This is a genomic window from Kribbella sp. NPDC003557, from assembly GCF_040610805.1.
Taxonomy (GTDB): domain Bacteria; phylum Actinomycetota; class Actinomycetes; order Propionibacteriales; family Kribbellaceae; genus Kribbella.
In genome coordinates this window covers 768,928-791,939 of sequence record NZ_JBEXMY010000001.1, presented here as the reverse complement: position 1 = coordinate 791,939, position 23,012 = coordinate 768,928, and the positions used below count along the sequence as shown (strand labels likewise).

At 70.3% G+C, this 23,012-nt stretch carries 24 protein-coding genes; 15 read left to right on the top strand and 9 right to left on the bottom strand.

The features are described 5' to 3' along the window. Positions 1 to 7 precede the first annotated feature (7 nt). Genes ABZW60_RS03840 through ABZW60_RS03820 form a run of 5 tightly spaced genes read left to right on the top strand, consistent with a single transcriptional unit; the run spans position 8 to position 5,359 of the window. Positions 8 to 970 carry a sugar ABC transporter permease gene (locus ABZW60_RS03840; RefSeq protein WP_355473723.1) on the top strand — a complete coding sequence of 321 codons (963 nt, stop codon included), beginning with the start codon at positions 8 to 10 and terminating at the stop codon, positions 968 to 970. Beyond that, the gene (locus tag ABZW60_RS03835; RefSeq protein WP_355473722.1) at positions 967 to 1,812 is read left to right on the top strand and encodes a carbohydrate ABC transporter permease; all 846 of its coding nucleotides are present in this window, start codon (positions 967 to 969) and stop codon (positions 1,810 to 1,812) included. Before ABZW60_RS03840 ends, ABZW60_RS03835 begins: the two co-directional genes overlap by 4 nt. Beyond that, positions 1,809 to 3,272, top strand: coding sequence for a mannitol dehydrogenase family protein (locus ABZW60_RS03830; protein WP_355473720.1), 1,464 nt, complete (start codon positions 1,809 to 1,811; stop codon positions 3,270 to 3,272). Before ABZW60_RS03835 ends, ABZW60_RS03830 begins: the two co-directional genes overlap by 4 nt. A gap of 10 nt (positions 3,273 to 3,282) precedes the next feature. Then, complete coding sequence (locus tag ABZW60_RS03825) at positions 3,283 to 4,830, top strand: FGGY family carbohydrate kinase (RefSeq protein WP_355473718.1); 1,548 nt, start codon at positions 3,283 to 3,285, stop codon at positions 4,828 to 4,830. Positions 4,831 to 4,861: 31 nt separating this feature from the next. Further along, positions 4,862 to 5,359, top strand: a complete 498-nt coding sequence (locus tag ABZW60_RS03820; protein WP_355473716.1) for a DUF1232 domain-containing protein — start codon at positions 4,862 to 4,864, stop codon at positions 5,357 to 5,359. On the opposite strand, the gene ABZW60_RS03815 is transcribed toward ABZW60_RS03820, so the two are convergent. Both ABZW60_RS03815 and ABZW60_RS03810 read right to left on the bottom strand, forming a co-directional pair. Next, entirely contained in the window at positions 5,343 to 5,630 is a 288-nt protein-coding gene (locus ABZW60_RS03815; protein WP_355473714.1) for a hypothetical protein, read from the bottom strand. The two genes, ABZW60_RS03820 and ABZW60_RS03815, sit on opposite strands and share 17 nt — an antisense overlap. Further along, entirely contained in the window at positions 5,627 to 6,370 is a 744-nt protein-coding gene (locus tag ABZW60_RS03810) for a sulfite exporter TauE/SafE family protein (RefSeq protein WP_355473713.1), read from the bottom strand. Before ABZW60_RS03810 ends, ABZW60_RS03815 begins: the two co-directional genes overlap by 4 nt. A gap of 82 nt (positions 6,371 to 6,452) precedes the next feature. Between ABZW60_RS03810 and ABZW60_RS03805 the strand changes: the two genes are divergently transcribed. Continuing rightward, positions 6,453 to 7,328 (top strand): LysR family transcriptional regulator, encoded by an 876-nt coding sequence (locus ABZW60_RS03805; protein WP_355473711.1) that lies wholly within the window; start codon positions 6,453 to 6,455, stop codon positions 7,326 to 7,328. Here the strand turns inward: ABZW60_RS03805 and ABZW60_RS03800 are convergent. Continuing rightward, positions 7,325 to 8,020: a TetR/AcrR family transcriptional regulator C-terminal domain-containing protein gene (locus ABZW60_RS03800; RefSeq protein ID WP_355473710.1), complete on the bottom strand. Its 696-nt coding sequence runs from the start codon at positions 8,018 to 8,020 to the stop codon at positions 7,325 to 7,327. The two genes, ABZW60_RS03805 and ABZW60_RS03800, sit on opposite strands and share 4 nt — an antisense overlap. A gap of 70 nt (positions 8,021 to 8,090) precedes the next feature. Here ABZW60_RS03800 and ABZW60_RS03795 point away from each other — a divergent pair, with 70 nt between their 5' ends. Genes ABZW60_RS03795 through pepN form a run of 3 tightly spaced genes read left to right on the top strand, consistent with a single transcriptional unit; the run spans position 8,091 to position 12,021 of the window. After that, positions 8,091 to 9,170 carry an FAD-dependent monooxygenase gene (locus ABZW60_RS03795; protein WP_355473708.1) on the top strand — a complete coding sequence of 360 codons (1,080 nt, stop codon included), beginning with the start codon at positions 8,091 to 8,093 and terminating at the stop codon, positions 9,168 to 9,170. A 9-nt stretch (positions 9,171 to 9,179) separates the two neighbouring features. Further along, entirely contained in the window at positions 9,180 to 9,572 is a 393-nt protein-coding gene (locus tag ABZW60_RS03790) for a hypothetical protein (RefSeq protein WP_355473706.1), read from the top strand. A gap of 10 nt (positions 9,573 to 9,582) precedes the next feature. Further along, entirely contained in the window at positions 9,583 to 12,021 is a 2,439-nt protein-coding gene (pepN, locus tag ABZW60_RS03785) for an aminopeptidase N (protein ID WP_355473705.1), read from the top strand. A gap of 7 nt (positions 12,022 to 12,028) precedes the next feature. Here pepN and ABZW60_RS03780 read toward each other — a convergent pair whose 3' ends face one another. Then, the gene (locus ABZW60_RS03780; protein WP_355473703.1) at positions 12,029 to 12,568 is read right to left on the bottom strand and encodes an RNA polymerase sigma factor; all 540 of its coding nucleotides are present in this window, start codon (positions 12,566 to 12,568) and stop codon (positions 12,029 to 12,031) included. A gap of 41 nt (positions 12,569 to 12,609) precedes the next feature. On the opposite strand from ABZW60_RS03780, the gene ABZW60_RS03775 reads away from it, so the two are divergent. Further along, positions 12,610 to 13,620, top strand: a complete 1,011-nt coding sequence (locus ABZW60_RS03775) for a serine/threonine-protein kinase (protein ID WP_355473701.1) — start codon at positions 12,610 to 12,612, stop codon at positions 13,618 to 13,620. Positions 13,621 to 13,637: 17 nt separating this feature from the next. Further along, positions 13,638 to 14,234, top strand: a complete 597-nt coding sequence (locus ABZW60_RS03770) for a hypothetical protein (RefSeq protein WP_355473699.1) — start codon at positions 13,638 to 13,640, stop codon at positions 14,232 to 14,234. Here the strand turns inward: ABZW60_RS03770 and ABZW60_RS03765 are convergent, their stop codons facing one another. The 5 genes from ABZW60_RS03765 to deoC all read right to left on the bottom strand — a co-directional run bounded on the left by ABZW60_RS03765 (position 14,235) and on the right by deoC (position 19,789). Beyond that, the gene (locus ABZW60_RS03765) at positions 14,235 to 15,419 is read right to left on the bottom strand and encodes a phospholipase D-like domain-containing protein (RefSeq protein WP_355473697.1); all 1,185 of its coding nucleotides are present in this window, start codon (positions 15,417 to 15,419) and stop codon (positions 14,235 to 14,237) included. It abuts the gene before it with no gap. A 79-nt stretch (positions 15,420 to 15,498) separates the two neighbouring features. Continuing rightward, the gene (locus ABZW60_RS03760; RefSeq protein ID WP_355473695.1) at positions 15,499 to 16,512 is read right to left on the bottom strand and encodes a S66 peptidase family protein; all 1,014 of its coding nucleotides are present in this window, start codon (positions 16,510 to 16,512) and stop codon (positions 15,499 to 15,501) included. Next, positions 16,513 to 17,358 (bottom strand): aldehyde dehydrogenase family protein, encoded by an 846-nt coding sequence (locus tag ABZW60_RS03755; RefSeq protein WP_355473693.1) that lies wholly within the window; start codon positions 17,356 to 17,358, stop codon positions 16,513 to 16,515. It lies immediately after the preceding gene. A 34-nt stretch (positions 17,359 to 17,392) separates the two neighbouring features. Continuing rightward, positions 17,393 to 18,829 carry an aldehyde dehydrogenase family protein gene (locus ABZW60_RS03750; RefSeq protein WP_355473691.1) on the bottom strand — a complete coding sequence of 479 codons (1,437 nt, stop codon included), beginning with the start codon at positions 18,827 to 18,829 and terminating at the stop codon, positions 17,393 to 17,395. A gap of 3 nt (positions 18,830 to 18,832) precedes the next feature. Then, a complete protein-coding gene (gene deoC / locus ABZW60_RS03745) occupies positions 18,833 to 19,789 on the bottom strand; it encodes a deoxyribose-phosphate aldolase (protein WP_355473689.1) in 957 nt (318 codons plus the stop codon). Positions 19,790 to 19,847: 58 nt separating this feature from the next. Here deoC and ABZW60_RS03740 point away from each other — a divergent pair, with 58 nt between their 5' ends. The 4 genes from ABZW60_RS03740 to ABZW60_RS03725 all read left to right on the top strand — a co-directional run bounded on the left by ABZW60_RS03740 (position 19,848) and on the right by ABZW60_RS03725 (position 22,985). Beyond that, positions 19,848 to 20,408, top strand: a complete 561-nt coding sequence (locus ABZW60_RS03740) for a PH domain-containing protein (protein WP_355473688.1) — start codon at positions 19,848 to 19,850, stop codon at positions 20,406 to 20,408. 2 nt (positions 20,409 to 20,410) lie between these two features. Further along, positions 20,411 to 21,307: an alpha/beta hydrolase-fold protein gene (locus ABZW60_RS03735; RefSeq protein ID WP_355473686.1), complete on the top strand. Its 897-nt coding sequence runs from the start codon at positions 20,411 to 20,413 to the stop codon at positions 21,305 to 21,307. Between the two features lie 114 nt (positions 21,308 to 21,421). Further along, a complete protein-coding gene (locus ABZW60_RS03730; protein ID WP_355473684.1) occupies positions 21,422 to 22,381 on the top strand; it encodes a neutral zinc metallopeptidase in 960 nt (319 codons plus the stop codon). Between the two features lie 154 nt (positions 22,382 to 22,535). Further along, positions 22,536 to 22,985: a hypothetical protein gene (locus tag ABZW60_RS03725; protein WP_355473683.1), complete on the top strand. Its 450-nt coding sequence runs from the start codon at positions 22,536 to 22,538 to the stop codon at positions 22,983 to 22,985. The last annotated feature ends 27 nt before the right edge of the window (positions 22,986 to 23,012 follow it).

Genomic DNA, 23,012 nt, shown 5'->3' with positions numbered 1-23,012 from the left:
GGCCGGCATGTCCGTCGACGCGAAACCTGACACCGCGACCCGGCCGAAGGGCCACACCGCGCCGCCCGGCTCCGAGGGCACGATGATGCGCAAGGCCGGCGACTGGGCCCGGCGGGCGCCGCTGATGCCGGCGCTGGTGTTCATGATCATCGTGACCCAGTTGCCGTTCCTGGTCACGCTGGTCGTGTCCTTCATGGACTGGAACGCCTACTACCCGGACGAGCGCGGGTTCGCCGGGGTGGACAACTTCCGCCGGGTGCTGACCGACGCGAACACCCGGCACGCGATCTGGGTGACGATCGTGCTCACCGCGGGCGTCGTCCTGATCAGCCTCGCGCTGGGGCTGGCGATCGCGCTGCTGCTGGACCGGAAGTTCCGCGGCCGGGGCGCGGTCCGGACGATGATGATCACGCCGTTCCTGGTCGTACCGGTCGCCGCGGCGCTGCTGTGGAAGCACGCGCTCTACAACCCGACGTACGGCCTGTTCAACGGCGTGCTGAAGTGGATCTTCGGCGACAACGCGCCGCAGCCGGACTGGATCAGCAACCAGCCGCTGTGGTCGATCATCTTCGCGCTGGTCTGGCAGTGGACGCCGTTCATGATGCTGATCCTGCTGGCCGGGCTGCAGAGCCGGCCGCTGGACGTGATCGAGGCGGCGGGCATCGACGGCGCGAACCAGTGGGAGATCTTCCGCTACATGACGCTCCCGCACCTGCGCCAGTACCTGGAGCTGTCCGCGCTGCTCGGCTCGATCTACGTCGTGCAGAACTTCGACGCGGTCTTCACGATCACGTCGGGCGGTCTCGGGACGGCGAACCTGCCGTACACGATCTACCAGACCTTCTACACCGCGCACGACTACGGCCGCGCTTCGGCGGCGGGCGTGATCGTGGTGATCGGCACGATCGTCATCGCGACCCTCGCGCTGCGGTCGGTATCCACGCTGTTCCGAGAGGAGACCGGTCGATGAGTGGCCAGATCACCATTGTGAAGGGGCATCAGCGTCGAGGTGGTGGCTGGGCGCTGAGCGGGCTCGCCTGGATCGCGGGCATCCTGTTCGTGCTGCCGGTGCTGTGGATGCTGCTGACGTCGTTCCACTCCGAGGAGGACGCGGCGAAGAACCCGCCGGACGTCGCCGCGCCGTTGACCCTGGACGGCTACCGGGCGTTCTTCGACAGCGGGCCGTGGCCGTCGATCCTGAACTCGCTGACCGCGAGCCTGCTGTCCACGGCGCTGGTCATCCTGCTCGCCTTCCCGGCGGCGTACGCGCTGTCGATCCGGCCGGTGAAGAAGTGGACCGACGTGCTGTTCTTCTTCCTGTCCACGAAGATGCTGCCGGTGGTGGCGGGCCTGCTGCCGATCTACCTGTTCGCGCAGTCGGTCCACTTCCTGGACAACATCTGGCTGCTGATCATCCTCTACACCTCGATGAACCTGCCGATCGCGGTCTGGATGCTGCGCAGCTTCCTGTCCGAGGTGCCGGTGGAGATCCTCGAGGCGGCCTCGGTCGACGGCGCGTCGTTGTCCCGCACGCTGCGGTCCGTGGTCGCGCCCGTGGTCACGCCGGGGATCGCGTCGGCGGCGCTGATCTGCTTCATCTTCAGCTGGAACGAGTTGCTGTTCGCCCGCGTGCTGACCGGCACGGTGGCGCAGACGGCGCCGGTGTTCTTGACTGGGTTCGTGACCAGTCAAGGATTGTTCCTCGCCAAAGTCTGTGCCGCCTCGATCGTGGTGTCGCTGCCCGTGCTGATCGCCGGGTTCGCCGCCCAGGACAAGCTCGTCCAGGGCCTGTCGCTGGGGGCGGTCAAGTGAAGCTGTCCACAGCTGCTCTCGATGCCCTGGGCAACGACGTTCCGGTGCCGTCCTACGACCGTGCGGCGGTGACGCCGGGGATCGTGCACTTCGGGGTCGGCGGGTTCCACCGTGCCCATCAGGCGATGTACCTGGACCGGCTGATGAACGACGGGAAGGCGCTGGACTGGGGGATCGTCGGCGTCGGCGTGCTGCCGAACGACCGCCGGATGGCGGAGGTGATGTCGGCCCAGGACGGTCTCTACACGCTGGTGATCAAGCATCCCGACGGCACGCTGGAGCCCCGGGTCGTCGGGTCGATCGTGGGGTACCTGTTCGCGCCCGATGATCCTGAGGCGGTGCTCGCGCGGCTGGTGGATCCCGCGACGCGGATCGTGTCGCTGACCATCACCGAGGGCGGGTATCACGTCAACCAGGTGACCGGGGAGCTGGACGCCACCGACCCGGCGCTGGCCGCGGACCTCGCGCCGGGGGCGACGCCGCGGAGCGCGTTCGGGTTCATCGTCGAGGCGCTGCGCCGGCGCCGGGAGGCCGGCGTACCGCCGTTCACGGTGATGTCGTGCGACAACATCCCGGGCAACGGGCACGTCGCGCGGAAGATGATCGCCGCGTTCGCGCGGCTGAAGGATCCGTCGCTGGCCGATTTCCTGGACAGCGAGGTGCGGTTACCGAACTGCATGGTCGACCGGATCACGCCGGTCACCACCGACGCCGACCGGGAGGCGCTGGCCGAGCGGTTCGGGATCGAGGACGGCTGGCCGGTGGTGTGCGAGCCGTTCACGCAGTGGGTGCTCGAGGACGACTTCGGCGGCGTGCGGCCGCCGTACGAGGAGGTCGGCGTCCAGATCGTCGAAGACGTCGAGCCGTACGAGTTCATGAAGCTGCGGCTGCTCAACGCCTCGCACCAGGCGCTGTGCTACCTCGGCTACCTGGACGGGTACCGGTACGCGCACGAGGTGTGCCAGGACAAGCTGTACGTCGACTTCCTGCTCGGCTACATGGACCACGAAGGGACGCCGACGCTGCCGCCGGTGCCCGGGGTCGACCTGGACCGGTACAAGCACCAGCTGATCGAGCGGTTCGCGAATCCCGAGGTGCGGGACACGCTGGCGCGACTGTGCGCGGAGAGCTCGGACCGGATCCCGAAGTGGCTGCTGCCGGTGGTGCGCGAGCAGCTGGCGGCGGGCCGGGAGATCAAGCGGTCGGTGCTCGTGGTGGCGTCCTGGGCGCGGTACGCCGAGGGCGTCGACGAGCAGGGGCAGCCGATCGAGGTCGTCGACCGGCTGCGGGACAAGCTGGTCGAGCGGGCGCAGCACAACCGGGAGGATCCGCTGGTGTTCATCGCGGATCCGGACCTGTTCGGGGACCTGGCGTCGGACGAGCGGTTCGTGACGCCGTACCGGGCCGCGCTGAAGTCACTGCACGAGATCGGCGCCCGCGCCACGCTCGAAGCCCTCTAGTCTGTCGTCTATGACTGAGCTGAGGCTGGTCGCCGGGGTGGACTGCTCCACCCAGGCGACCAAAGTTCTGGTGTGCGACGCCGAGACCGGTGCGGTCGTCCGCGAGGGCCGGGCGCCGCACCCGGATGCCACGCAGGTCGACCCGGCCGAGTGGTGGAAGGCATGGGAGATCGCGTCCGACGGTCTGCTCGACGGCGTCCGGGCGATCGCGATCGGCGGGCAGCAGCACGGGATGGTCCTGCTGGACGACTCCGGTGAGGTCGTCCACCCGGCCGTCCTGTGGAACGACACCAGCTCCGCCGACGCCACCACCGAACTCATCGCCGAACTGGGTGGCGCGCAGACCTGGGCCGAGGCCGTCGGGTCCGTTCCCGTCCCATCCTTCACCGTCACCAAACTGCGCTGGCTGAGAGACGAAGCCGCCCGCGCCACGGGCGAGGCGCACGGCGCGCACAGCGCGGGGGATGCAGCGCACGGCGCAGGCGGCCCTCGGTCCGACGGGTCTGACGGGTTCGCCGCCGCTGCCGCGGTTGCCGCGTTGCGGCGGGACGCGGTGCGGCGGGCTGCGGCTGTTGTGTTGCCGCATGACTGGATGACGCATCGGCTCGCGGCGGATCGGTCCGGGATCGAGGGGATCACCACCGATCGTGGGGATGCTTCGGGGACCGGCTGGTGGTCGCCGACCACGAACAGCTACCGGACCGACCTGGTCGAGCTCGCCTTCGGTCGCCAGCTCGCCCTTCCGCGCGTGGCGGGTCCGGCCGAGATCGTCGGTGAGACGGCCTTCGGTGCGGCGATCGCGGCAGGTACGGGCGACAACGCGGCGGCCGCGCTCGGCCTTGACCTCCAACCGGGTGACGTCGCGGTCTCCCTCGGCACCAGCGGTACGGCGTTCGCGCGGTCCGCGCACCCGACCGCGGACCCGACCGGCCTCGTGGCCGGCTTCGCGGACGCGACCGGCGAATACCTCCCGCTCGTCTGCACGCTCAACGCGGCCCGGGTGATGTCCGCGACCGCGCAGATGCTCGGCCTGGAACTGTCCGCCTTCGACGAGGCCGCGATCACCTCACCGGGCAGCGACGGGCTGGTCCTGCTGCCGTTCCTGGACGGCGAACGCACGCCGGACCTCCCGCACTCGACCGGCCTGATCTACGGCCTGACCCGCGCGACCATGCAGCCCGCGACGATGGCCCGCGCCGCGGTCGAGGGCCTGCTCTGCGGTCTCGCCGACGCCGTCGACGCGCTCCGCGACCAGGGCCTGCCGGTCCACCGCGTCCTGCTCCTCGGCGGCGGAGCCCGCTCCCGCGCCGTACAGGCCCTCGCTCCGGCCCTCCTTGGGGCCGAGGTCGTCCTCCCCGAGCCGGCCGAGTACGTCGCCCTCGGCGCCGCCCGCCAGGCCGCCTGGGCCCTGTCCGGCGCCGCCACCCCGCCCACCTGGCAGATCCCCGTCGGCAAACCTGAGCCGGCGATCACCGTCAACGCCGCGGCCATCCGCGCCAACTACGCCCAGGTCCTCACCAACACCCGCCCTCTCCTGTCCCAGCCCTACAACCAGTAGTCGGTCACGCGCTGACGTCTACAGTGGACTGATGGTGTACTTCGGTGCGGTGCTCGGGCTGATCGGGCTGCTGACGTTGCTGTTTCGCGACGATGACGTCGTCGGGCTGCCTGCTGTCGCGGTCGGCGCCGGGCTGGTTGTGATCGGCGCTACGGCCGGTGTGCTGGGGGTGTTGCGCCGGCGCGCGGTCCGGCGGCGGAAGATCGCCAACGGGGAGCCGGTGCCGGTCGGGAACGTCATCGACCGGGCGAAGGCGCTGCCGCGGCTGCTCCGGGACGTCCGCCAGGGGACGTACGCCGACTTGCCGAAGAGCCGGACGTTCCTGTGGCTGCTCGCGCTCATCTACCTGGTCTCGCCGATCGACATCCTTCCGGACCTGCTGCCGATCATTGGTGTCACCGACGACGCCGGTGTCGTGGTCTGGCTGCTCACCAGCGTGTCGACCGCCGCGGGCCTGTACCTCCGCAAGGAGCGTGAGCAGCTCGCGCACCAGCCGCCGCGCGGCCGCCGGGCTACCGACGCCGGCTGATCCACTCGGCGACGTCCCCGGCGGCCTCGTCCGGATACTCGTAGGCGAACCGCTGCAGCGGATCCGCAGGCACCTCGCACGAGCCGGGCTGATCCGCGGGCAGCTCGCACGAGCCGAACCGGTCCGCGGCTGCGACCAGCTGCTGAGCCGCCGCGAGGACACGTTGCGCCTGCGTCGCCGCCTCCACCGGATCGTCCAGCTCGACCGCGGCGGCGGCGAGATCCGCGACCTCACAGGCCTGGTACGCCATCGCGAGCTGCGCCCGGTTCATCCGAAGGCCCGCACGAAGAACAGCCCGGTCATCACGACGGCTGTGCCGAGGACCAGCCCGCGGAGCATCGCCGGCGGCAGCCGCCGGACGACATGCGCCCCGGCGTACCCGCCGAGCACCGCGCCCGCGAGCAGGGCGACCAGGTGCAGCGGCTGCGAGAGGACGTCGGCCGCGAACACGAAGATCACCGCCGCGGTGAGGTAGACCGCCGCGACCTGGATGACCCGCAGCGGATTGCCCCGCGCCGGGTCGAGCGAGGTCGTCGCGGTCCAGAACGCGAGCATCATCAGGCCGACCGCGCCGCCGAAGTACCCGCCGTAGATCGCCAGCAGGAACTGCCCGGCCAGGATCGCCGCCGGGCCCGGGCGCCCGAGCCGCAGCGCCGCCGTCAGCCGCTTGCCGAACGCGAGCACGACGGTCGCGAACGCCAGGAGCCACGGGACCGCCGCGTCGAAAGAGGCCGACGGCAACAGCAGCAGCAAGCCCGCGCCGATCGCCCCGCCGGCGAGGCTGGTCAGCGTGAGCCGGGCGGGTGACGGTTGGCTGAGGCCCTCGATCTCCCGGCGGTAGACCCAGGCGCTGGTCGCGTTCCCGGGCAGCAACGCGACGGTCGTGGTCGCGTTCGCGGTGACCGGCGGCATCCCGGCGGCGACCAGGGCGGCCAGTGCCACGAAGCTCCCGCCGCCGCCGACGGCGTTGAGCGCGCCGGCCGCGACACCGGCCAGGAGGATCAGCAGCACCCTTTGAGGATCGGGGGTCGGCGCGCACTCCACAATGCGCGATCCCCGTAGCCAGCCTTAGCCTGAGACGTAGGCTGGTTCCATGCGGTACGACCTGGACGATCTTCGGCTGTTCACCCACGTCGCGGCGGAAGGCTCGATCACCGGCGGCGCGCGCCTGATGCACCTCAGCCTGCCTTCGGCCAGTGCGCGGGTCAGAGCGCTCGAAGCACAGGCCGGCGTACCGCTGCTGGTGCGCGAGCGGCGCGGCGTCCGGCTGACACCGGCGGGCGCCACTCTTGCCCGGCACGCCCGCGAGGTGCTCGCCGAGACGATCCGGCTGGACAGCGCGGTCGCGTCGTACGCCGGGTCGCGCGCGGCGCCGATCCGCCTGGTCGCCGGCGGGTCCGCGATGCACCAACTGGTCCCGCTCGCGCTGGCCACCTTCCTCCGCGACCACCCGGAGTACGACGTGAACGTGAGCGAACGCCGGACGATTCGCAGCGTCCGCCTGCTCGCGGCCGGTGAGGCGGATCTCGGCGTGATCCTCGACGACGAACCGACCCAGCTCCGGACCGAGCCGCTGGCCGACGACTCGCTGGTGGTGATCGGCCAGGCCGGCGGCATCCTCGCCGGCCGGGCCTCGATCGCGTACGCCGAAGTGGCCGAGCATCCGCTCGTCGGCCTCGACCGGACGTCGCCGCTCAGCCAGTGGATGGTCGACCGCCTCGGCCCGCACGCGCCGGCCCCGCGGTACCGCACGCTGGTGCCGACCCTGCACGCGCTGATCACGCTCGCCACCGCCGGCGCCGGCCTCGCCGTCGTACCGCGCCGGGCCGTGAACGCGACGGCCGCCGCGGAGATCTGCCCGCTCCAGGACGCCTGGTCACGGCGGGCCCACCTGCTGTGTTACGCCGCGGACGCACCGGAAGCCACCCACCTGCTCGCTTCCCATCTGCACGCGGCGGCCGACGGCTAACGGGGATCCATACCTGCGACGAGATAGTCCAGGCCCAGCTCGAACACCTCGGACGCGGTCAGGTGCCGGGCGCCGTGGACCGACTCGCTCAGCCGTGGGTAGTGGCCAGTGGCAAGCATCCGCTGCAGGTAGGGCCCGAACGCGTGCTGCCATTGCGCTCTGTCCAGCCCGCTCGCCCGCTCGGCGCGGCGCTCCGCGACCTCCTTGCGGACGGCGCCGACCAGGTAGACGCTCAGCGTCTCCATCGCGCCGGCTCTCGCGTCGAGGTCGTCCAGACCGGCGGCGTGCAGCGCGGCGTGGCATGCCTCGGCGTGCGCCAGCGTCGCCGGCCCGAGGTGCGGCCGGCCACCGTGCAGGTCGGCGAACCATTCGTGCCGCAGTGCGGCGTCCCGGATCCCGCGCCCGATCGATCGCAGCACGTCGCCCGGCGTCGACCCGGTCGGCGCCGGGATCTCGGCGTACACGGCGTCGGCCATCAGCGCGAGCAGCTCGTCCTTGGTGTCGACGTACCGGTAGAGGCGCATCGGGCCGGCGTCGAGCGCGGCGGCGACCTTCCGCAGCGACACGGCGTCCAGGCCGTCCGCGTCCGCGAGCGTGATCGCGGCGCGGACGATCCGCTCCCGGCTGAGCGGGCTCGGGACCTGCCGCTCGGGAGGCTCCGGCCGTTCCCAGATCACGGAGTCGTTCGGCACCCGGTGAACGATACACTGCCTCTGCCGATACAGTGTATCGAGCAATACGGCGTATCGAGGAGGAGGAGACATGATCGCGATCATCGGCGGCGGTCCCGGTGGACTCACGCTCGCCCGGGTGCTGCACGTGCACGGCATCGAAGCGGTGGTGTACGAGCGGGACGCCTCGCGCGACGCCCGTGACCAGGGCAGCATGCTCGACCTGCACACCGACACCGGCCAGGCCGCCCTGCGTGCGGCCGGTCTGGAGCAGGAGTTTCTGCGCGCTGCCCGTCGCGAGGGGCAGGACATGCGCATGTTCGACTACACAGGCGCCTTGCTGCTCCAGGAGGACACGCCCGACGACGCCCCGATGGCGCGGCCCGAGATCGATCGTGCGGACCTCAGGGACCTGCTGCTGCGGTCGTTGCCGTCGGACGCCGTCCGCTGGGGGAGCAGCTTCCAGCACGCGGAGGGTCGCACGCTGCACTTCGCCGACGGCAGTACGGCGACCTGCGACCTGCTGGTTGGCGCTGACGGCGCCAACTCGCGCGTCCGCTCCCTGCTGACCGACGTCCAGCCCGAGTTCACCGGCAGTGTCTCGTTCCTCAGCGCGATCCACGACGCGGAGCGCACCCAGCCGGCCCTGGCGGCGATGGTTGGCCGCGGCAACTTCTGGGCCTTCGGGCCGGAGCTTCGGCTGGCCGCGCAGCGGAACGGGAACGGGACGATCACGGTCGGCGTCTCGCTGCAGGGCCCGCCGGATCTCGAACTGCCCGCCGCCGATCAGTTGCTCGACGGCTGGGCGCCCGAGTTCCGCCAGTTGCTCGCCGCCTGCGACGAACCGTTCGTCGCCCGTCCCCAGTACGTGCTGCCGGTCGGGCTGACCTGGCCGCGCCGCCCGGGTGTCACGCTGCTCGGTGACGCCGCCCACCTGATGCCGCCGGTCGGCGAGGGCGCGAATCACGCCATGCTGGACGCCGCCGAGCTGGCCCGGGCCGTCGCCGCGCATCCCGGTGACCTGGAGGCGGCGCTCGACGAGTACGAGCCGGCCATGCTGTCCCGCGCCGCCGCGACCGCACGGCGCTCGGCAGCCGCCGCGGACCTGCTGACCGGCCCGGACGCCGGCGAGAAGGTACTGCGGTTCTTCACGCGCGAGCCTGCCGACTAGCCTTCAGACATGAGCGCGGACGAGGTTGGCATCCCCCTGCAGGCGTTCGACGCGTTGCTGCACAGCCCGAACGTGCCGACCGTCTGCCGGGCGCTGAACATGTACCAGGTGGCCGCGGCGTACACGCGGCTGAGCGGCGGCAACCCGCTCGAACCACTGGCCGCCGACGTCCGCCAGGTCGCGCTCGGGATCCTGGCCCGGCCCGCTGTCGAGGCGAGCGAGGACATCCGGGCCGGCTTCGACCACCTCAGCGCCCTGAACGTCCTGACGACGCTGGCCGAGCCGGACGACGCGGAGCTCATCTCGGGCGTGCTGGAGCAGGCGACCGACGAGCAGATCCGCGCGGTCGCTTCGCTGGCAGCAGACACCGCGCGCCGGAAGGCGACCGGCCCGGGGAGATAGCGTGCTCCGCATGCGCGCGCTGACAGTCGAAGAGGCCCGGCAACGGGCGGCGGACCTGACCCTGCGGTCGTACGAGATCGCGTTCGACCTGACCGGTGCCGGGGACACGTTCGTGACGACCGGCCGGATCCGGTTCGGGGCGACGAGCACCACCAGCTGGGTGGACGTGAAGCCCGAGCGGCTGATCGCGGTCGAGCTCAACGGTCAGGCCCTGGATCCGTCGCTGCTGGACGGCGGCCGCTATCCGTTGAGCGATCTCCGGGCCGAGAACGAGCTCGTCGTCACTGCCGCCATGAAGTACTCCGCCGACGGCGAGGGCCTCGTCCGGTCCGTCGACGCCGCGGACGGCCGCGTCTATACGTACGGCATGTCCTCGCTGGAGTCCGCGCCGCGGTACTTCCCGTGCTTCGACCAGCCCGACCTCAAAGCGCCGTACACCGTGACCGTGAAATGCCCTGAGGACTGGGTCGTGCTCGGGAACGGCGCCGCGACCCGGACGGCGCCGGGCGAGTGGGCGCTCGCCGAGACCAAGCCGCTGTCGACGTACTTCGTCACGCTCGTGGCCGGCCCGTACCACCAGATCCGCTCCGAGCACGACGGGATCCCGCTCGGGCTCGCCTGCCGGCAGTCGCTGAAGGAGCACCTCGAGCGCGACGCCGAGGACCTGTTCCGGACGACCCGCGAGGCCTTCGACGAGTACCACCGGCTGTTCCGGCAGCGGTACCCGTTCGGCGAGTACTGGCAGGCGTTCGTGCCGGACTTCAACCTCGGCGCGATGGAGAACCCGGGGTGTGTGACGTTCGCCGACAGCCTGGTGTACCGCGGGCAGTCGACCGAGGCCGAACGCAGTACCCGGGCCCGGATCGTCGTGCACGAGATGGCGCACATGTGGTTCGGTGACCTGGTCACGATGAAGTGGTGGAACGACATGTGGCTGAACGAGTCGTTCGCCGAGTACATGGCGCACCGGGTGTCGGAGGACGCGACGAGCTACGCGGACAACTGGACGGACTTCGCGTTCGTGCGCAAGTGGTGGGGGCTGCACACCGACCAGAGCAGCTCGACGCATCCGGTCGCTCCGGACAGCCTGAAGGACGCGCGGCAGTCGCTCGACGACTTCGACGGCATCTCGTACGCCAAGGGCGCGGCGGTTCTGAAGCAGCTGGCGAAGTATCTGGGCGACGACGTGTTCCTCGCGGGTGTGAACGCGCATCTCGAGGCGCATGCGTACGGGAACGCGGATCTGCAGGAGTTCGTCGCGAAGCTGACCGCGGCCGGCGCGCGCGACCTGGATGCTTGGTCGGACCAATGGTTGCGGACGTCCGGGCTGGACACGATCTCGGTCGAGCGGACGGCGTCGGGGGTGGTGCTGCATCGGTCGAGTCCGGACACGTCCCGGCGGCTGCACAAGTTGACCGTCGGGGTGTTCGGGGAGGACGGATCGGCTGCTGCGGCGGATGCCGTGATCACCCAGGACTCCGCAGAGGTGGGTGTCGTCGGTGAGGCGGTGGTGGTGCCGGACGCTCAGGACGACACCTGGGCGAAGGTTCGGCTGGATGCCGTGAGCTTGGCGAATCTGCCCGCGGTGCTGCCGAAGATCGCCGACGGGACCACCCGGGCGGTGGTGTGGAACTCGGTCCGGGATTCGGTGGCGGACGCGGAGTTCGACCCGCGGCTGGCGCTCGAGTTGTTCGTCGCCGCGTTGCCGGAGGAGACGAGCGACATCGCCGTCGGGTCGCTCGTCCAGTGGCTGGAGATCCGGCTGCTCGGGCGCTACCTGGACTACGAGCAGTACCACGGGCTCGCGGCCGAGGCCCTGCGCGACAAGCTGGCCAGGACCGTTCCGGGCAGCAGCCTGCAGCTGGTGACCGCGCGCGGGTTGATCGCGACCACGGATGATGCCGGCCTGCTGACCTCCTGGTTGCAGGGCGCCGGAGGTCCGGACGGGCCGGCGATCGACGCGGACCTCCGCTGGGCGATCGTTCTCCGGCTGGTGCGACTCGGGGCGTACGGCGCCGCGCAGATCGACGCCGAGCTGGCGCGCGACCGCTCCACCGAAGGCGTCAACCAGGCCGCTCGCTGCCGGGCCGCGCTACCCGACGGCAAGGAGGCGGCCTGGACCCGGATCATGACCGACCCGACCGTCGGCGTGAAGGAGTTGCTGGCCGCGGCCGAGGGTTTCTGGCACCCGATCCAGGCCGCCGCCACGGCGCCGTACGCGCAGCGCTACTTCACCGACATCGCGCACACCGGCGAGATCCGGTCCGGGATGGTCCTCGGGCTCACCGCCCACCGCATCGCGCCGCGCTTCACCGTGGACGCGGACCTGATCGCCCCGGCCGAGACGCTGATCGCGGACGAGTCCGTGGTGTCGGGCATCCGCCGCCAGACCGCCGACTTCCTCGACGATCTCCGCCGGGCCGTGGAGGTCCGCCGGACGTACGGCTGAGCCGGCGTCAGCGGACGGTGAGACGTTCCGCGACGGCCTTGCGGGCCTGGTGGATCCGGGCCTTCACGGTGCCGAGCGGAACGTCCAGCTCGTCGGCGATCTCGGCGTACGACAACGCGCCGAGGTCGCGCAGCACGAGCGGCTGGACGAGCTGCGGATGGCTGGACTCCAAGGCCTCCAAGGCCTCCAGCAGGTCGAGTCGCGAGCCGGCGATGACCGAGGTGGTCCGCGGGTCGACCGACTCCGGCAGCACCTCGGCGGACTGCTCGACCGAGCGGCGCTTCAGTGTCCGGTAGGTCTGGCGCGCCTGGTTGGTGGCCACGATCGTCACCCAGCCCGCGAAGCTGCCGGTGCCCTTGAAGGTATGGACCTTGTTCGCGACCTGCAGGAGCGTGTCCTGGACCGCCTCCTCGGCGTCCTCCCGGTACGGCAGGAACTTGGCCACCCGGCGCTGCACCTGCGGCCGGATCGCCTGAAGAAGTTGTGGAAGCACCGTCTGGTCCCCGGCTGCCGCCCGAGCCGCGAGTTCTTCCAACTCCTCGGTCATGCTCCCCCTTTTGAGCTTGGTTGTGACCGACAATAGCCGGGATGGATGTCATCGGGCGGTACCGGTTACGGGACAAGATCGGCGCGGGCGCGTTCGCGACCGTCTGGCGGGGGTACGACGACGACCTGGACGTCGACGTGGCCGTCAAGGTTCTCGCGGACAACTGGGCGTCGCGGGCCGACGTGCGCGAGCGCTTCCTGTCCGAGGCACGGCTGATGCGCCGGATCTCCAGCGACCGCGTGGTCCGGGTGTTCGACCTCGGCAAGCTCCCGGACGGCCGCCCGTACTTCGTGATGGACTACGTCGGCGGCGGCACCCTCGGGGACGTCCTGCGGCAAGGACCGCTCGACGCGGTGGACGCGCTCTGGTGGGGTGCGGACCTGGCGCGCGCGGTGGCCGCCCTGCACAGCGAAGGCGTCGTGCACCGCGACGTCACCCCGGCGAACCTGCTGCTGCGGGCGGGTGACGAGGCCGGCGGCGGCACGCACCGGATCGTGCTCGCCGACCTCGGCCTGGCGAAACGGGCCGCCGAGGCGTCCGGGCTGACCCAGGCCGTCGGTACGCCGTCGTACATGGCGCCCGAGCAGGGCCGCGGTGACGGCGGGTTCGACGAGCGCGCGGACATCTACGCGGTCGGTGCGGTCACGTACGCGCTCGTCACCGGGCATCCGCCGTACTCCGCGGGCTCGATCGGCGACGTGCTGAACCGCGACCCGGACCTGCCGCCGCCGAGCCTGCGTCCGGTGCTGCACGACGCGGTCGGGCAGCTCGACGACATCTTCGCGCGGACGCTGGCCTACCGCGTCACCGACCGCTGGGAACGCGCGGACACGCTGGCCGAGCGCCTGGAGGCGGAGGCGTACCGGCTGGAGCAGGAGGCGCCGCTGCGGGCCGGCGAGCGGACCGCGATCACCGACGACGACATCGACACCACGGTCGCGACCGAACCGCCGGTCCGGCGCCGGCGCCGGCGGCGCGCGTGGTTCCTGCTGGCGCTGCCCGTCGTGTTCGTCGCGGCGGCCGTCGGCGGGTGGTTCCTCTTCGGGATGTGACTGCATAGAGTAGCCATATGGCTACTTACTGCAGTATTGCGGTGACTCTTGCCTTGCTCGCCCCGACGACGCCACCCGTCGCCACTTATGCGTGCCGCGCCGACACGAAGTTCGGCCGGCACACCGTCTCGCTCCGGCAGGCTGTCGACGCCCAGGCGCCGGCCGCCGTACCCGCCAACTCCCGCTTCACCGTCGCCGTCCACCTGCAGCCCGGAACGCTCCCGAGCGAGGTGAAGGGCTTCAAGCTGAAGGAGGTCCGCGACCTCACACTGCGCATCCCGGTCCCGGCGAACTCCTCCTACGTCAGCGCCCGGCTGACCGGCGGTTCAGGCCTGAACTCCACGCCCACTGTGCAGTTGGAGGGCAACACCGCGGTCGTCAAGGTGGCCGGCCCGATCCCCGGCGGTGCCTCTTACCAGCTGCCCGCCCTGAGCGTGCGCCTGAAGTCCGGCCGCGCCGGCACCACGATCGAAACCAGGCTCAAGGGCACCAGCTACGACGACCCCGGCCTCACCCTGCAGGCCAAGATCAAGTGGAAGTTCATCACCACGACCGCGCCGGTCGCCTGCTATCCGGATCCGAACCCGGCCCTGACCCGCACCGCGGTGCGCTAGTCAGAGCGCCGAGCCCGTGTTGTAGGCGTCGTTGAAGTGGGCGTAGAACGCGTCGTACATCGGCTGGCTGTCCTCGACCTTCACGAGCAGCTCGTCGTTGTACCGCAGCGCCGACGCGGTCAGGTTGTGCGAGCCGGTGAAGACCAGCGTCCGTACGGCGCCGGAGCCGGCGTACCGCGCCGACACGAGGATCGTCTTGTCGTGCACGGGCGACTTGTGCACCGGGATGCCCGCCGACTTCAGCTTGCTCAGCGACCCGCTCTGGATGTCGCCGACGTCCACCCACACCTTGCAACCGCCGCTGTGCAACGACACCAGCTTGTCGACGACGGCCGAGCGGGTGTCGTTGATCGACGCCTCCATCACCCGGATCCGGCAGTCGGCGTCCGCGTCGATGTAGCTGAGCCGGTTCACCACCAGGTCGGTGTTCTGCTCCGGCGAGGAGTACACCTGGACGTGCGAGGCGGACGAACCGAAGTACCCGCGGGGAGCCGACGCGACGTAGAAGTCGTTGTCCGCATAGGTGTTCTCCTGCCACTGCGGCAGCCACTGCTCGGCGTAGAAGTTGTCGTAGAGCGTCTTGTCGCCGTAGATCGTGAACGAGTTGTTGAACAGGTTCGCGCCCGAGGCGTACGTCATGTTCGGCGACCCGAACCAGGTCACCCAGGACCGGGCGGTGCCGGCGGCGTCCTTGGTCTGCGAGAACAGCATGTACTTGGCGTGCATCAGCCCGGTGCCCGAGTTCGACAGGCAGCCGCCGCCGTACGCGAGCGAGCTGCTGCCGTGGTCGCACCAGTGGTGGTTCGCGCCGAGCAACGACGCCAGCGCGGCCGGCGAGTCATCGGTGGAGTTCTTGTCCTCACCGTTGTGCACCACGTAGACGTGGACGCCGCGGTCGACGGCCGCCTTGATCGCGTCGTACACGATGTTCGCGGTGATGCTGTACAGCGCGATCCGCACCTCGGAGCCGGCCGGTGCTCCGTTGAACAGCGCGATCATCTTGTTCAGCTGGGTGATGTCCTGGCCGTTGTGGTCGACCGGGTCGTTGAAGGTCAGGTCGACCTGCGACGAGCCGATCGTGATCGTGACGGGTGCCTGGCCGGCGTACGCCGTCGGCGGCGCGGCGAGACCGGCGACCGCGGTCAGCAGCGTGGCCAGGAGCAGGGGCAGGCGGCGGTGAACCATTCTGGCCTCCCGGGGGCGGTACGGAAGAAGAAGGTTTTCACCTAAGAATGTACAACGATTCGTTAGTTGTTGACAGAGGTCAGTAGGTGACCGTGATCCGTTGCGCGGCCGGGTCGACGCGGACGGGGCCGCCGTACGGGACGACCAGCATCGGGTCGGTGTGGCCGATGTCGAGGCCCTTCACGACGACCGCGTCCGGGTTGTAATCGGCGAGCGCGCGGTCGACCGCGATGTACTGGTCGGTGACGTAGGCGACCGACTGCTCGGGCGTCAGTGTCCGGTCCAGCGAGCGGGACTTCGGGCGTCCCCAGAGCACCGCGTCGAAGCGCTCCAGCAGGCCGCGCTCGCCGAGGTTGCGGAGCATCCAGTAGACATGCTCCGACGACGGCATCTCCTCGCTGGTCTCACAGAACAGCACACCGCCGTAGGACTCGGTCGGCAGCATCCAGCGGTTCGCGGCGAGTTGCCAGTCGAGGATCTCGATGCAGCCGCCCCAGAGCTTCCCGGTGACCGCGCGCGTGCCGCTCCAGGTCCAGCCGGTGCCGGGGAACAGCGGCGGCTCGGTCTCCAGGTTCGCCGGGACGCTCCAGTCGTGGTCGACGTCGGTCCAGCCCGCGGCGGGTGTCAGCTCGAACTCGCCGCCGTCGAAGATCGCTGCGCGCAGCGAGCGCTCGGTGTCCGGGTGCATCGCGCCGCCGCGGCCGAACTGGACCATCACGCTGCCGCCGTAGTAGCCCGGCAGGCCCAGCGAATACAGGAAGTTCAGCAGGTTGGTGTTGTCGCTGTACCCGAAGAACGGCTTGGGATCGGCCTGGAAGACCGCCGGGTCCAGATGCTTCAGCACGGTGATCTGGTCGGATCCGCCGATCGACGCGAACACCGCGCGGATCGACGGATCCGACCAGGCCGCATGCAGGTCCGCGGCGCGCTCCGCGGGTGAGGTCCCCAGCTTCCGGGTGGTCGGGTACTCGACCGGTTCCAGCCCGAAGTCGTCGCGCAGCCGGCGCAGGCCCAGCTCGTACGGCCCCGGAAAGATCTCCGGCAGTCCCCGGGACGGCGAAACGATCGCGACCCGATCACCAGGCTTCAGCACTCAGACTCCGATCGGGTGCCAGACGGTCTTCAGTTCGAGGTACTGCGTGAGGCGGGACAGGCCCTGGTTCGCGGTCCAGTCCTCCTCGGCGGGGCGGCGGACCCGCTTGAGGTTGCCGGCTGCGGCGATCTCCAGCTCGCGGGCCTCGTCCTCGGACCCCACGCCGCACAGGTCGATCGCGTTGACGTCCATGTGCGACGCCAGCCACGGCCCGATCTCGGACGCCGACCCGGTGAGGATGTTGACCACGCCACCCGGTACGTCGGAGGTCGCCATCACCTCGCCCAGCGTCACCGCCGGCAGCGGACGCTCGAACGACGAGACCGCGACCACCGTGTTCCCGGAGACGATCGCGGGCGCGATCACGCTGGTCAGGCCGAGCAGGCTGGAGTCCTGCGGCGCCAGCACCGCGACCACGCCGGTTGCCTCGGGCAACGAGAAGTCGAAGTACGGTCCGGCCACCGGGTTGCTGGAGCCGACCACCTGGGCGAGCTTGTCGGCCCAGCCGGCATACCAGACCCAGCGGTCGATCGACGCGTCCACGACCGCGCGGGCCTTGGAGATCGACAGCCCTTCGGACTGCGAGACCTCCGAGCTGAACTGCTGGTGCCGGCCCTCCATCACCTCAGCGATCCGGTACAGCACCTGACCGCGGTTGTACGCCGTCCGCGCGTGCCAGCCGCCGAACGCCTTACGGGCCGCGACGACCGCGTCCCGGGCGTCCTTGCGGGAGGCCTGCGACGCGTTCGCCAGGAACTTGCCCTTGGCATCGTTCACCACGTACGACCGGCCGGATTCGCTCCGCGGGAAGGCGCCGCCGACGTACAGCTTGTAGGTCTTGCGCACCTCGAGCCTCTGGCCTGAAGAATTCGATACAGCCTTAGTGGGCAAGGTAGGCCTCCAAGCCGTGGCGACCGCCCTCGCGGCCGTAGCCCGACTCCTTGTAGCCGCCGAACGGCGACGCCGGGTCGAAGCGGTTGAACGTGTTCGCCCAGACCACGCCGGCGCGCAGCTGGTTCGCCATCCAGAGGATCCGGGACCCCTTCTCGGTCCAGATCCCGGCGGACAGCCCGAAGGGTGTGTTGTTGGCCTTCTCGACGGCCTCGGCCGGCGTGCGGAAGGTGAGCACCGACAGCACCGGGCCGAAGATCTCTTCCCGGGCGATCCGGTGCGCCTGCGAGACGCCGGTGAACACCGTCGGCGGGAACCAGTAGCCGTTGGCCGGCAGCTCGCACTCCGGCGACCAGCGCTCGGCGCCCTCGTCCTCGCCGATCTGCGACAGCTCGCGGATCTTCGCCAGCTGCGCCGCCGAGTTGATCGCGCCGATGTCGGTGTTCTTGTCCAGCGGGTCGCCGACCCGCAGCGTGCCCATCCGGCGCTTCAGCCGCGCGAGGACCTCGTCGTACACACTCTCCTGGACCAGCAGCCGCGAACCCGCGCAGCAGACGTGGCCCTGGTTGAAGAAGATGCCGTTGACGATGCCCTCGATGGTCTGGTCGATCGGTGCGTCCTCGAAGACGATGTTCGCCGCCTTGCCGCCGAGCTCCAGAGTCACAGCCTTGTGGGTGCCGGCCACCGACTTCGCGATCGCCCGGCCGACCTCGGTGGACCCGGTGAACGCGACCTTGTCGACGTCCAGGTGCTCCACCAGGGCCTGGCCGGTGCGGCCGGCGCCGGTGACGATGTTCACCACACCCGGCGGCAGGTCGGCCTGCTGGCAGATCTCCGCGAACGCCAGCGCGGTCAGCGGCGTGGTCTCGGCCGGCTTCAGCACGACGGTGTTGCCGGCCGCCAGCGCGGGCGCGATCTTCCAGGCCAGCATCAGCATCGGGAAGTTCCACGGGATCACCTGGCCCGCGACGCCCCACGGCCGCGGGTCGTCGCCGACCCCGGCGTACTCGAGCTTGTCGGCCCAGCCCGCGTAGTAGAAGAAGTGCGCGGCCACCAACGGGATGTCGACGTCGCGGGACTCGCGGATCGGCTTGCCGTTGTCCAGCGACTCCAGCACCGCGAGCTCCCGCGCGCGCTCCTGGATCAGCCGGGCGATCCGGAACAGGTACTTCGCCCGGTCCTTGCCGCTCATCGGGCCCCAGACCTTGTCGAAGGCCTTGCGGGCCGCGCGGACGGCCTTGTCGACGTCCGCGGGGCCGGCCTCGCTGACCTCCGCGAGCACCTCCTCGGAGGCCGGTGACACGGTCTTGAACGGCTTGCCGTCCGTCGCCTCGACGAACTGGCCGTTGACGAACAGCCCGTACGACGACTTGATGTCCACGATCGCCCGCGACTCGGGGGCGGGTGCGTACTCGAATCTGCTCATGCCTCAGTCCAGCGTGAAGTAGTCGGGGCCCGGGTAGTGCCCGGTGGCCAGCTTGGTGCGTTGCATCAGCAGGTCGTTCAGCAGGCTGGAGGCGCCGAAACGGAACAGTTCCGGGTCCAGCCAGTCCGGTCCGGCCGTCTCGTTGACCGTGACCAGGTACTTGACGGCGTCCTTCGCGGTCCGGATCCCGCCGGCCGGTTTGACGCCGATGTGCAGGCCGGTGGCCTCGTGGTAGTCGCGGACCGCCTCCAGCATCACCAGCGTGACCGGCAGCGTGGCCGCGGGGGACACCTTGCCGGTGGAGGTCTTGATGAAGTCCGCGCCGGCCAGCATCGCCAGCCAGGAGGCCCGCCGGACGTTGTCGTAGGTGACCAGCTCGCCGGTCTCCAGGATCACCTTCAGGTGCGCGTCGCCGGCCGCCTCGCGGATCGCGGTGATCTCGTCGAACACCATGGCGTAGCGGCCCGACAGGAAGGCGCCGCGGTCGATCACCATGTCGACCTCGTCGGCGCCGGCCGCGACCGCGTCCTTGGTGTCCTGGACCTTGATCGCGAGGCTGGATCGCCCGCTGGGGAAGGCGGTCGCGACACTCGCGACGTTGATGCCGGAGCCGTCCAGCTCACGCTTCGCGGTGGCGACGAGGTCCGGGTACACACAGACCGCCGCCACCTGCGGGGTGGACGGGTCGGACGGGTCGGGCCGTTTCGCCTTGGCGCACAGGGCCCGCACCTTGCCGGGGGTGTCCTGGCCTTCGAGCGTGGTCAGGTCGATCATCCGGATCGCCAGGTCCAGCGCGTACTGCTTCGCGGTGGTCTTGATCGACCGGGTGCTCAGGGTGGCGGCGCGGGCCTCCGCGCCGACCTGGTCGACGCCCGGCAGCCCGAGCAGGAACCGGCGCAGCCGGTCCTCGGACGAGGTCACGTCGGCCAGTGTGTCGACGCCGCTGTCGAGTGTGGTCACCCCTGGGAGTCTAGTGCCGATTCTAGTGCCGGTACTGCGGGCCGGTTACTTTGTGCGGGTGAAGTCGAAATCGCCCGAGAGCGAGCAGTACCTGTCCGCGTCGAACCGGATCACCGGGTCCATCGTGCTGGTGATCGGGGCGCTCGGCCTGGTCGACGTGCTGCTGGAGTGGCGGACCGTGACCGGGCTGATGGTGTCGTGCATCGTCGGGATGTTCATGGTGCTGGCGTACGTCGGCCTGATCCGCCCCTCGGTCACCCTCAGCCCCGAGAACGTACTGCTGCGTAACCACCTGCGCGACCACCGGATCCCGTGGTCGAAGGTGACCGGCGTCGACGTGACCGACATCCTCCGGGTGCACGTCGACGGCGGCCGGTTCCGCGCTCCCGGCGTCCAGCTGGTCATGCGCGACCTCCGCAAGCAGCGGGTCGCCGGCCGCAAGTCCGGCGCGGAGAGCTCGATCTCCAAGGCCGAGTTCGTCGTCAACCGGATCGAGACCCACCAGGAGCGGTACGCCGCGACGTCCGACGGCGAGGTGGTGAACAGCTGGGCGGTGCCCGAGCTGGCGATCTTCGGCGTGCTGGCCGTGATCGCCGTCGTGGCGGCCGTGGTCCGCTGAACGTGCTCACCCGTCGCGTGTTCCTCCGGACCGGGGTCGCGGCAGGTGCGGTGGGTGTCGCCGCGGTGGCCGCCCTGGAAACCGGGGTCGTCCCGGGCCGGGCGCGGGTGCACGACCTGCTCGGCCTGACCGGTCCGGACGGCGTCGTCCCCGACGTGCCCGCGGGCCTGGTGGTGTCCGGGAGCTTCGACTCGTTCGGCCGCCGGACGAAGGTCGGCTACAGCATCGTCTACCCGCACGGGTACGACGCGTCGGCCGAGCTGCCCGTCGTCCTCGTCCTGCACGGCCGCGGCGGCGATCACACCTCCGCGGTCAACGACCTCGGCATCGACCGCTACCTGACCGCCGCGGTCCAGGCGGGGACGCCGCCGTTCGCGCTGGCGACCGTCGACGGCGGCCGGGACAGCTACTGGCACCGGCGCGCCGACGGCAACGATCCGGGGTTCATGCTCGACCAGGAATTCCTTCCCCTGCTGGCCAGGCGCGGCCTGCGGACCAGCAGGTTCGGCGTCCTCGGCTGGTCGATGGGCGGGTACGGCGCCCTGCTCTGGGTCGCCCTGCACTACTGGCAGCGGCGGGTCGGGCCGTCCGCGCGGGCGGTCGCGGTCGGCGCGCTCAGCCCCGCGCTGTGGCGCCGGTACGCCGACGTCCAGCCGGGAGCGTTCGACGACGCCGCGGACTTCGAGCGCAGCCAGGTGTTCGACCGGCCGAGCGGATTCCGCGACGTTGCCGTCCGCATCGACTGCGGGCGGGACGACCCGTTCGCCGACGCCGCCCGGGAGCTCCGCGAACAACTGCAGGCGGCCGGCGGGCAGCAGGCCGGCGTCCACACTCCCGGCTACTGGCGGCGCATGCTGCCTGACCAGCTGCGATTTCTCGGCGAGAAAGTCGGCCGGTAGACGGAACTGTGGCGTGAATCGCCGCGTCCGATCCCGTGTCCAGCCCCGAGTGAACCCCTGTGCACTCCAGGATTGGTCCGACAGGTCCCCAGACACACATCGAGAGTGGAGCTCATGGTCAACCTCTCCCGTTACACCCTGCGTGGCGTGGCCACGGTCGGCGCCCTGGCCGGCTTCGCGGCCGCGGTGATGCCGAACGCCCAGGCTACGCAGGCCTCTGGCGCCACCGAGACGGCGAAGACCGCCGCCACGGCGGTCGCCGCCAAGCCGGCGCCGGTCGACGGCGTCGCGTACGCGATCGGCAACCCGCCGGCCGGCGAGGGCCTCACGACGAAGTCGTCGACGCTGAACATCGTGCGCTACAACCGCCTGTACAAGACCGGCGCGATCCCGTCGTCGGGCTGCAAGCAGCTGAACGTCTCGCTGCGCACCTTCAACGGCGTCGTGGCGTACGAGAACAACCTGTTCAAGTGCCTCTACGGGTCCTGGGCGCTGCCGCTGAAGCAGGCCGGCGCGGCGTACAAGGTCGCCCCGAAGCTGGTCGTGCACAACAACCGCACGGTGAACTCGATGTGCGGTGTGGTCACCGACACCGCGTTCTTCTGCGGCTACAACGGCCAGGCGTGGATCTACATCCCGGCCTACCAGATCATCAACTACTGGAACCAGAGCCCGACGTTCGCGCAGGCGTACGCCACCTTCACGCTGTCCCACGAGTACGGCCACCACGTCCAGTGGCTGACCGGCATCCTGGGCGCGTCCTGGCAGCGTCAGCGCGCCTTCAGCACCTACGCCGCGCAGCTCGAGGAGAGCCGCCGTCGTGAGCTGCAGGCGTCCTGCCTGGGCGGTGCCGTGGACGGCGCGAACAAGCGCAACTACCCGTTCAGCGGCGGCTTCATGACCCAGTACAACTGGATCGTCTCGCACAGCGGCGACCAGCCGAACATGCCGCGGGACCACGGTTCGCTGAAGAACCACGCGTTCTGGGTGACCGCCGGCTTCAACGCGCGGCACAGCTACACGGTCGCGGGCAACTGCAACACCTTCAACGCGTCGTCGGCGTACGTCGCTTGATGTAGTACGTAACTCGGCCGCCCGGTACGCGTTGGCGTACCGGGCGGCTGTTTCTTTTTGGCGACACCTGCACGATCTGCGATCGTGTGGTTACTTGTTTCGGGTCCGGACGCCCTAGAGTTTCCGAGTCGAGTCTCGAACGGCAGGAGTCACAGTGAACTACGACGAGTTCAACACCGAGTACGCGAAGGTGCTGGACAAGATCAAGAGCGGTCGGAGCACCTGGTCGGAGCTGTCCGGGCACGTCACCCGGCTGCGCCAGGCGACCGCGGGCATCACCGCCCCGGTGGAGCGCACCCAGGTCGACCACGACCTCGCCGCGCTGAGCCAGATGGTGGACATGTCCCGGCGTACCAACGACAAGGAGGACGTCTGGACGGTCACGTCCGAGGCGATCCGCCGGGCCAGCAGCCAGGAGGGCTCGGTCGCCGACCGGATCGCCCGGATCGACGCCGCCATCAACGACATCACCGCCCTGGCCGGCCGGAACCCGGACGAGCGGGACGCGCTGATGCAGTCCACCAGCACGCTCCGCATCCTGCACTCCTCGCTGCAGAGCTCCTTGCACGCCGAGCAGGCCGAAGCAGCCGCGGCTGCCCGCTGAGCTCCGGAACCACCCGCCAGGTGTTCC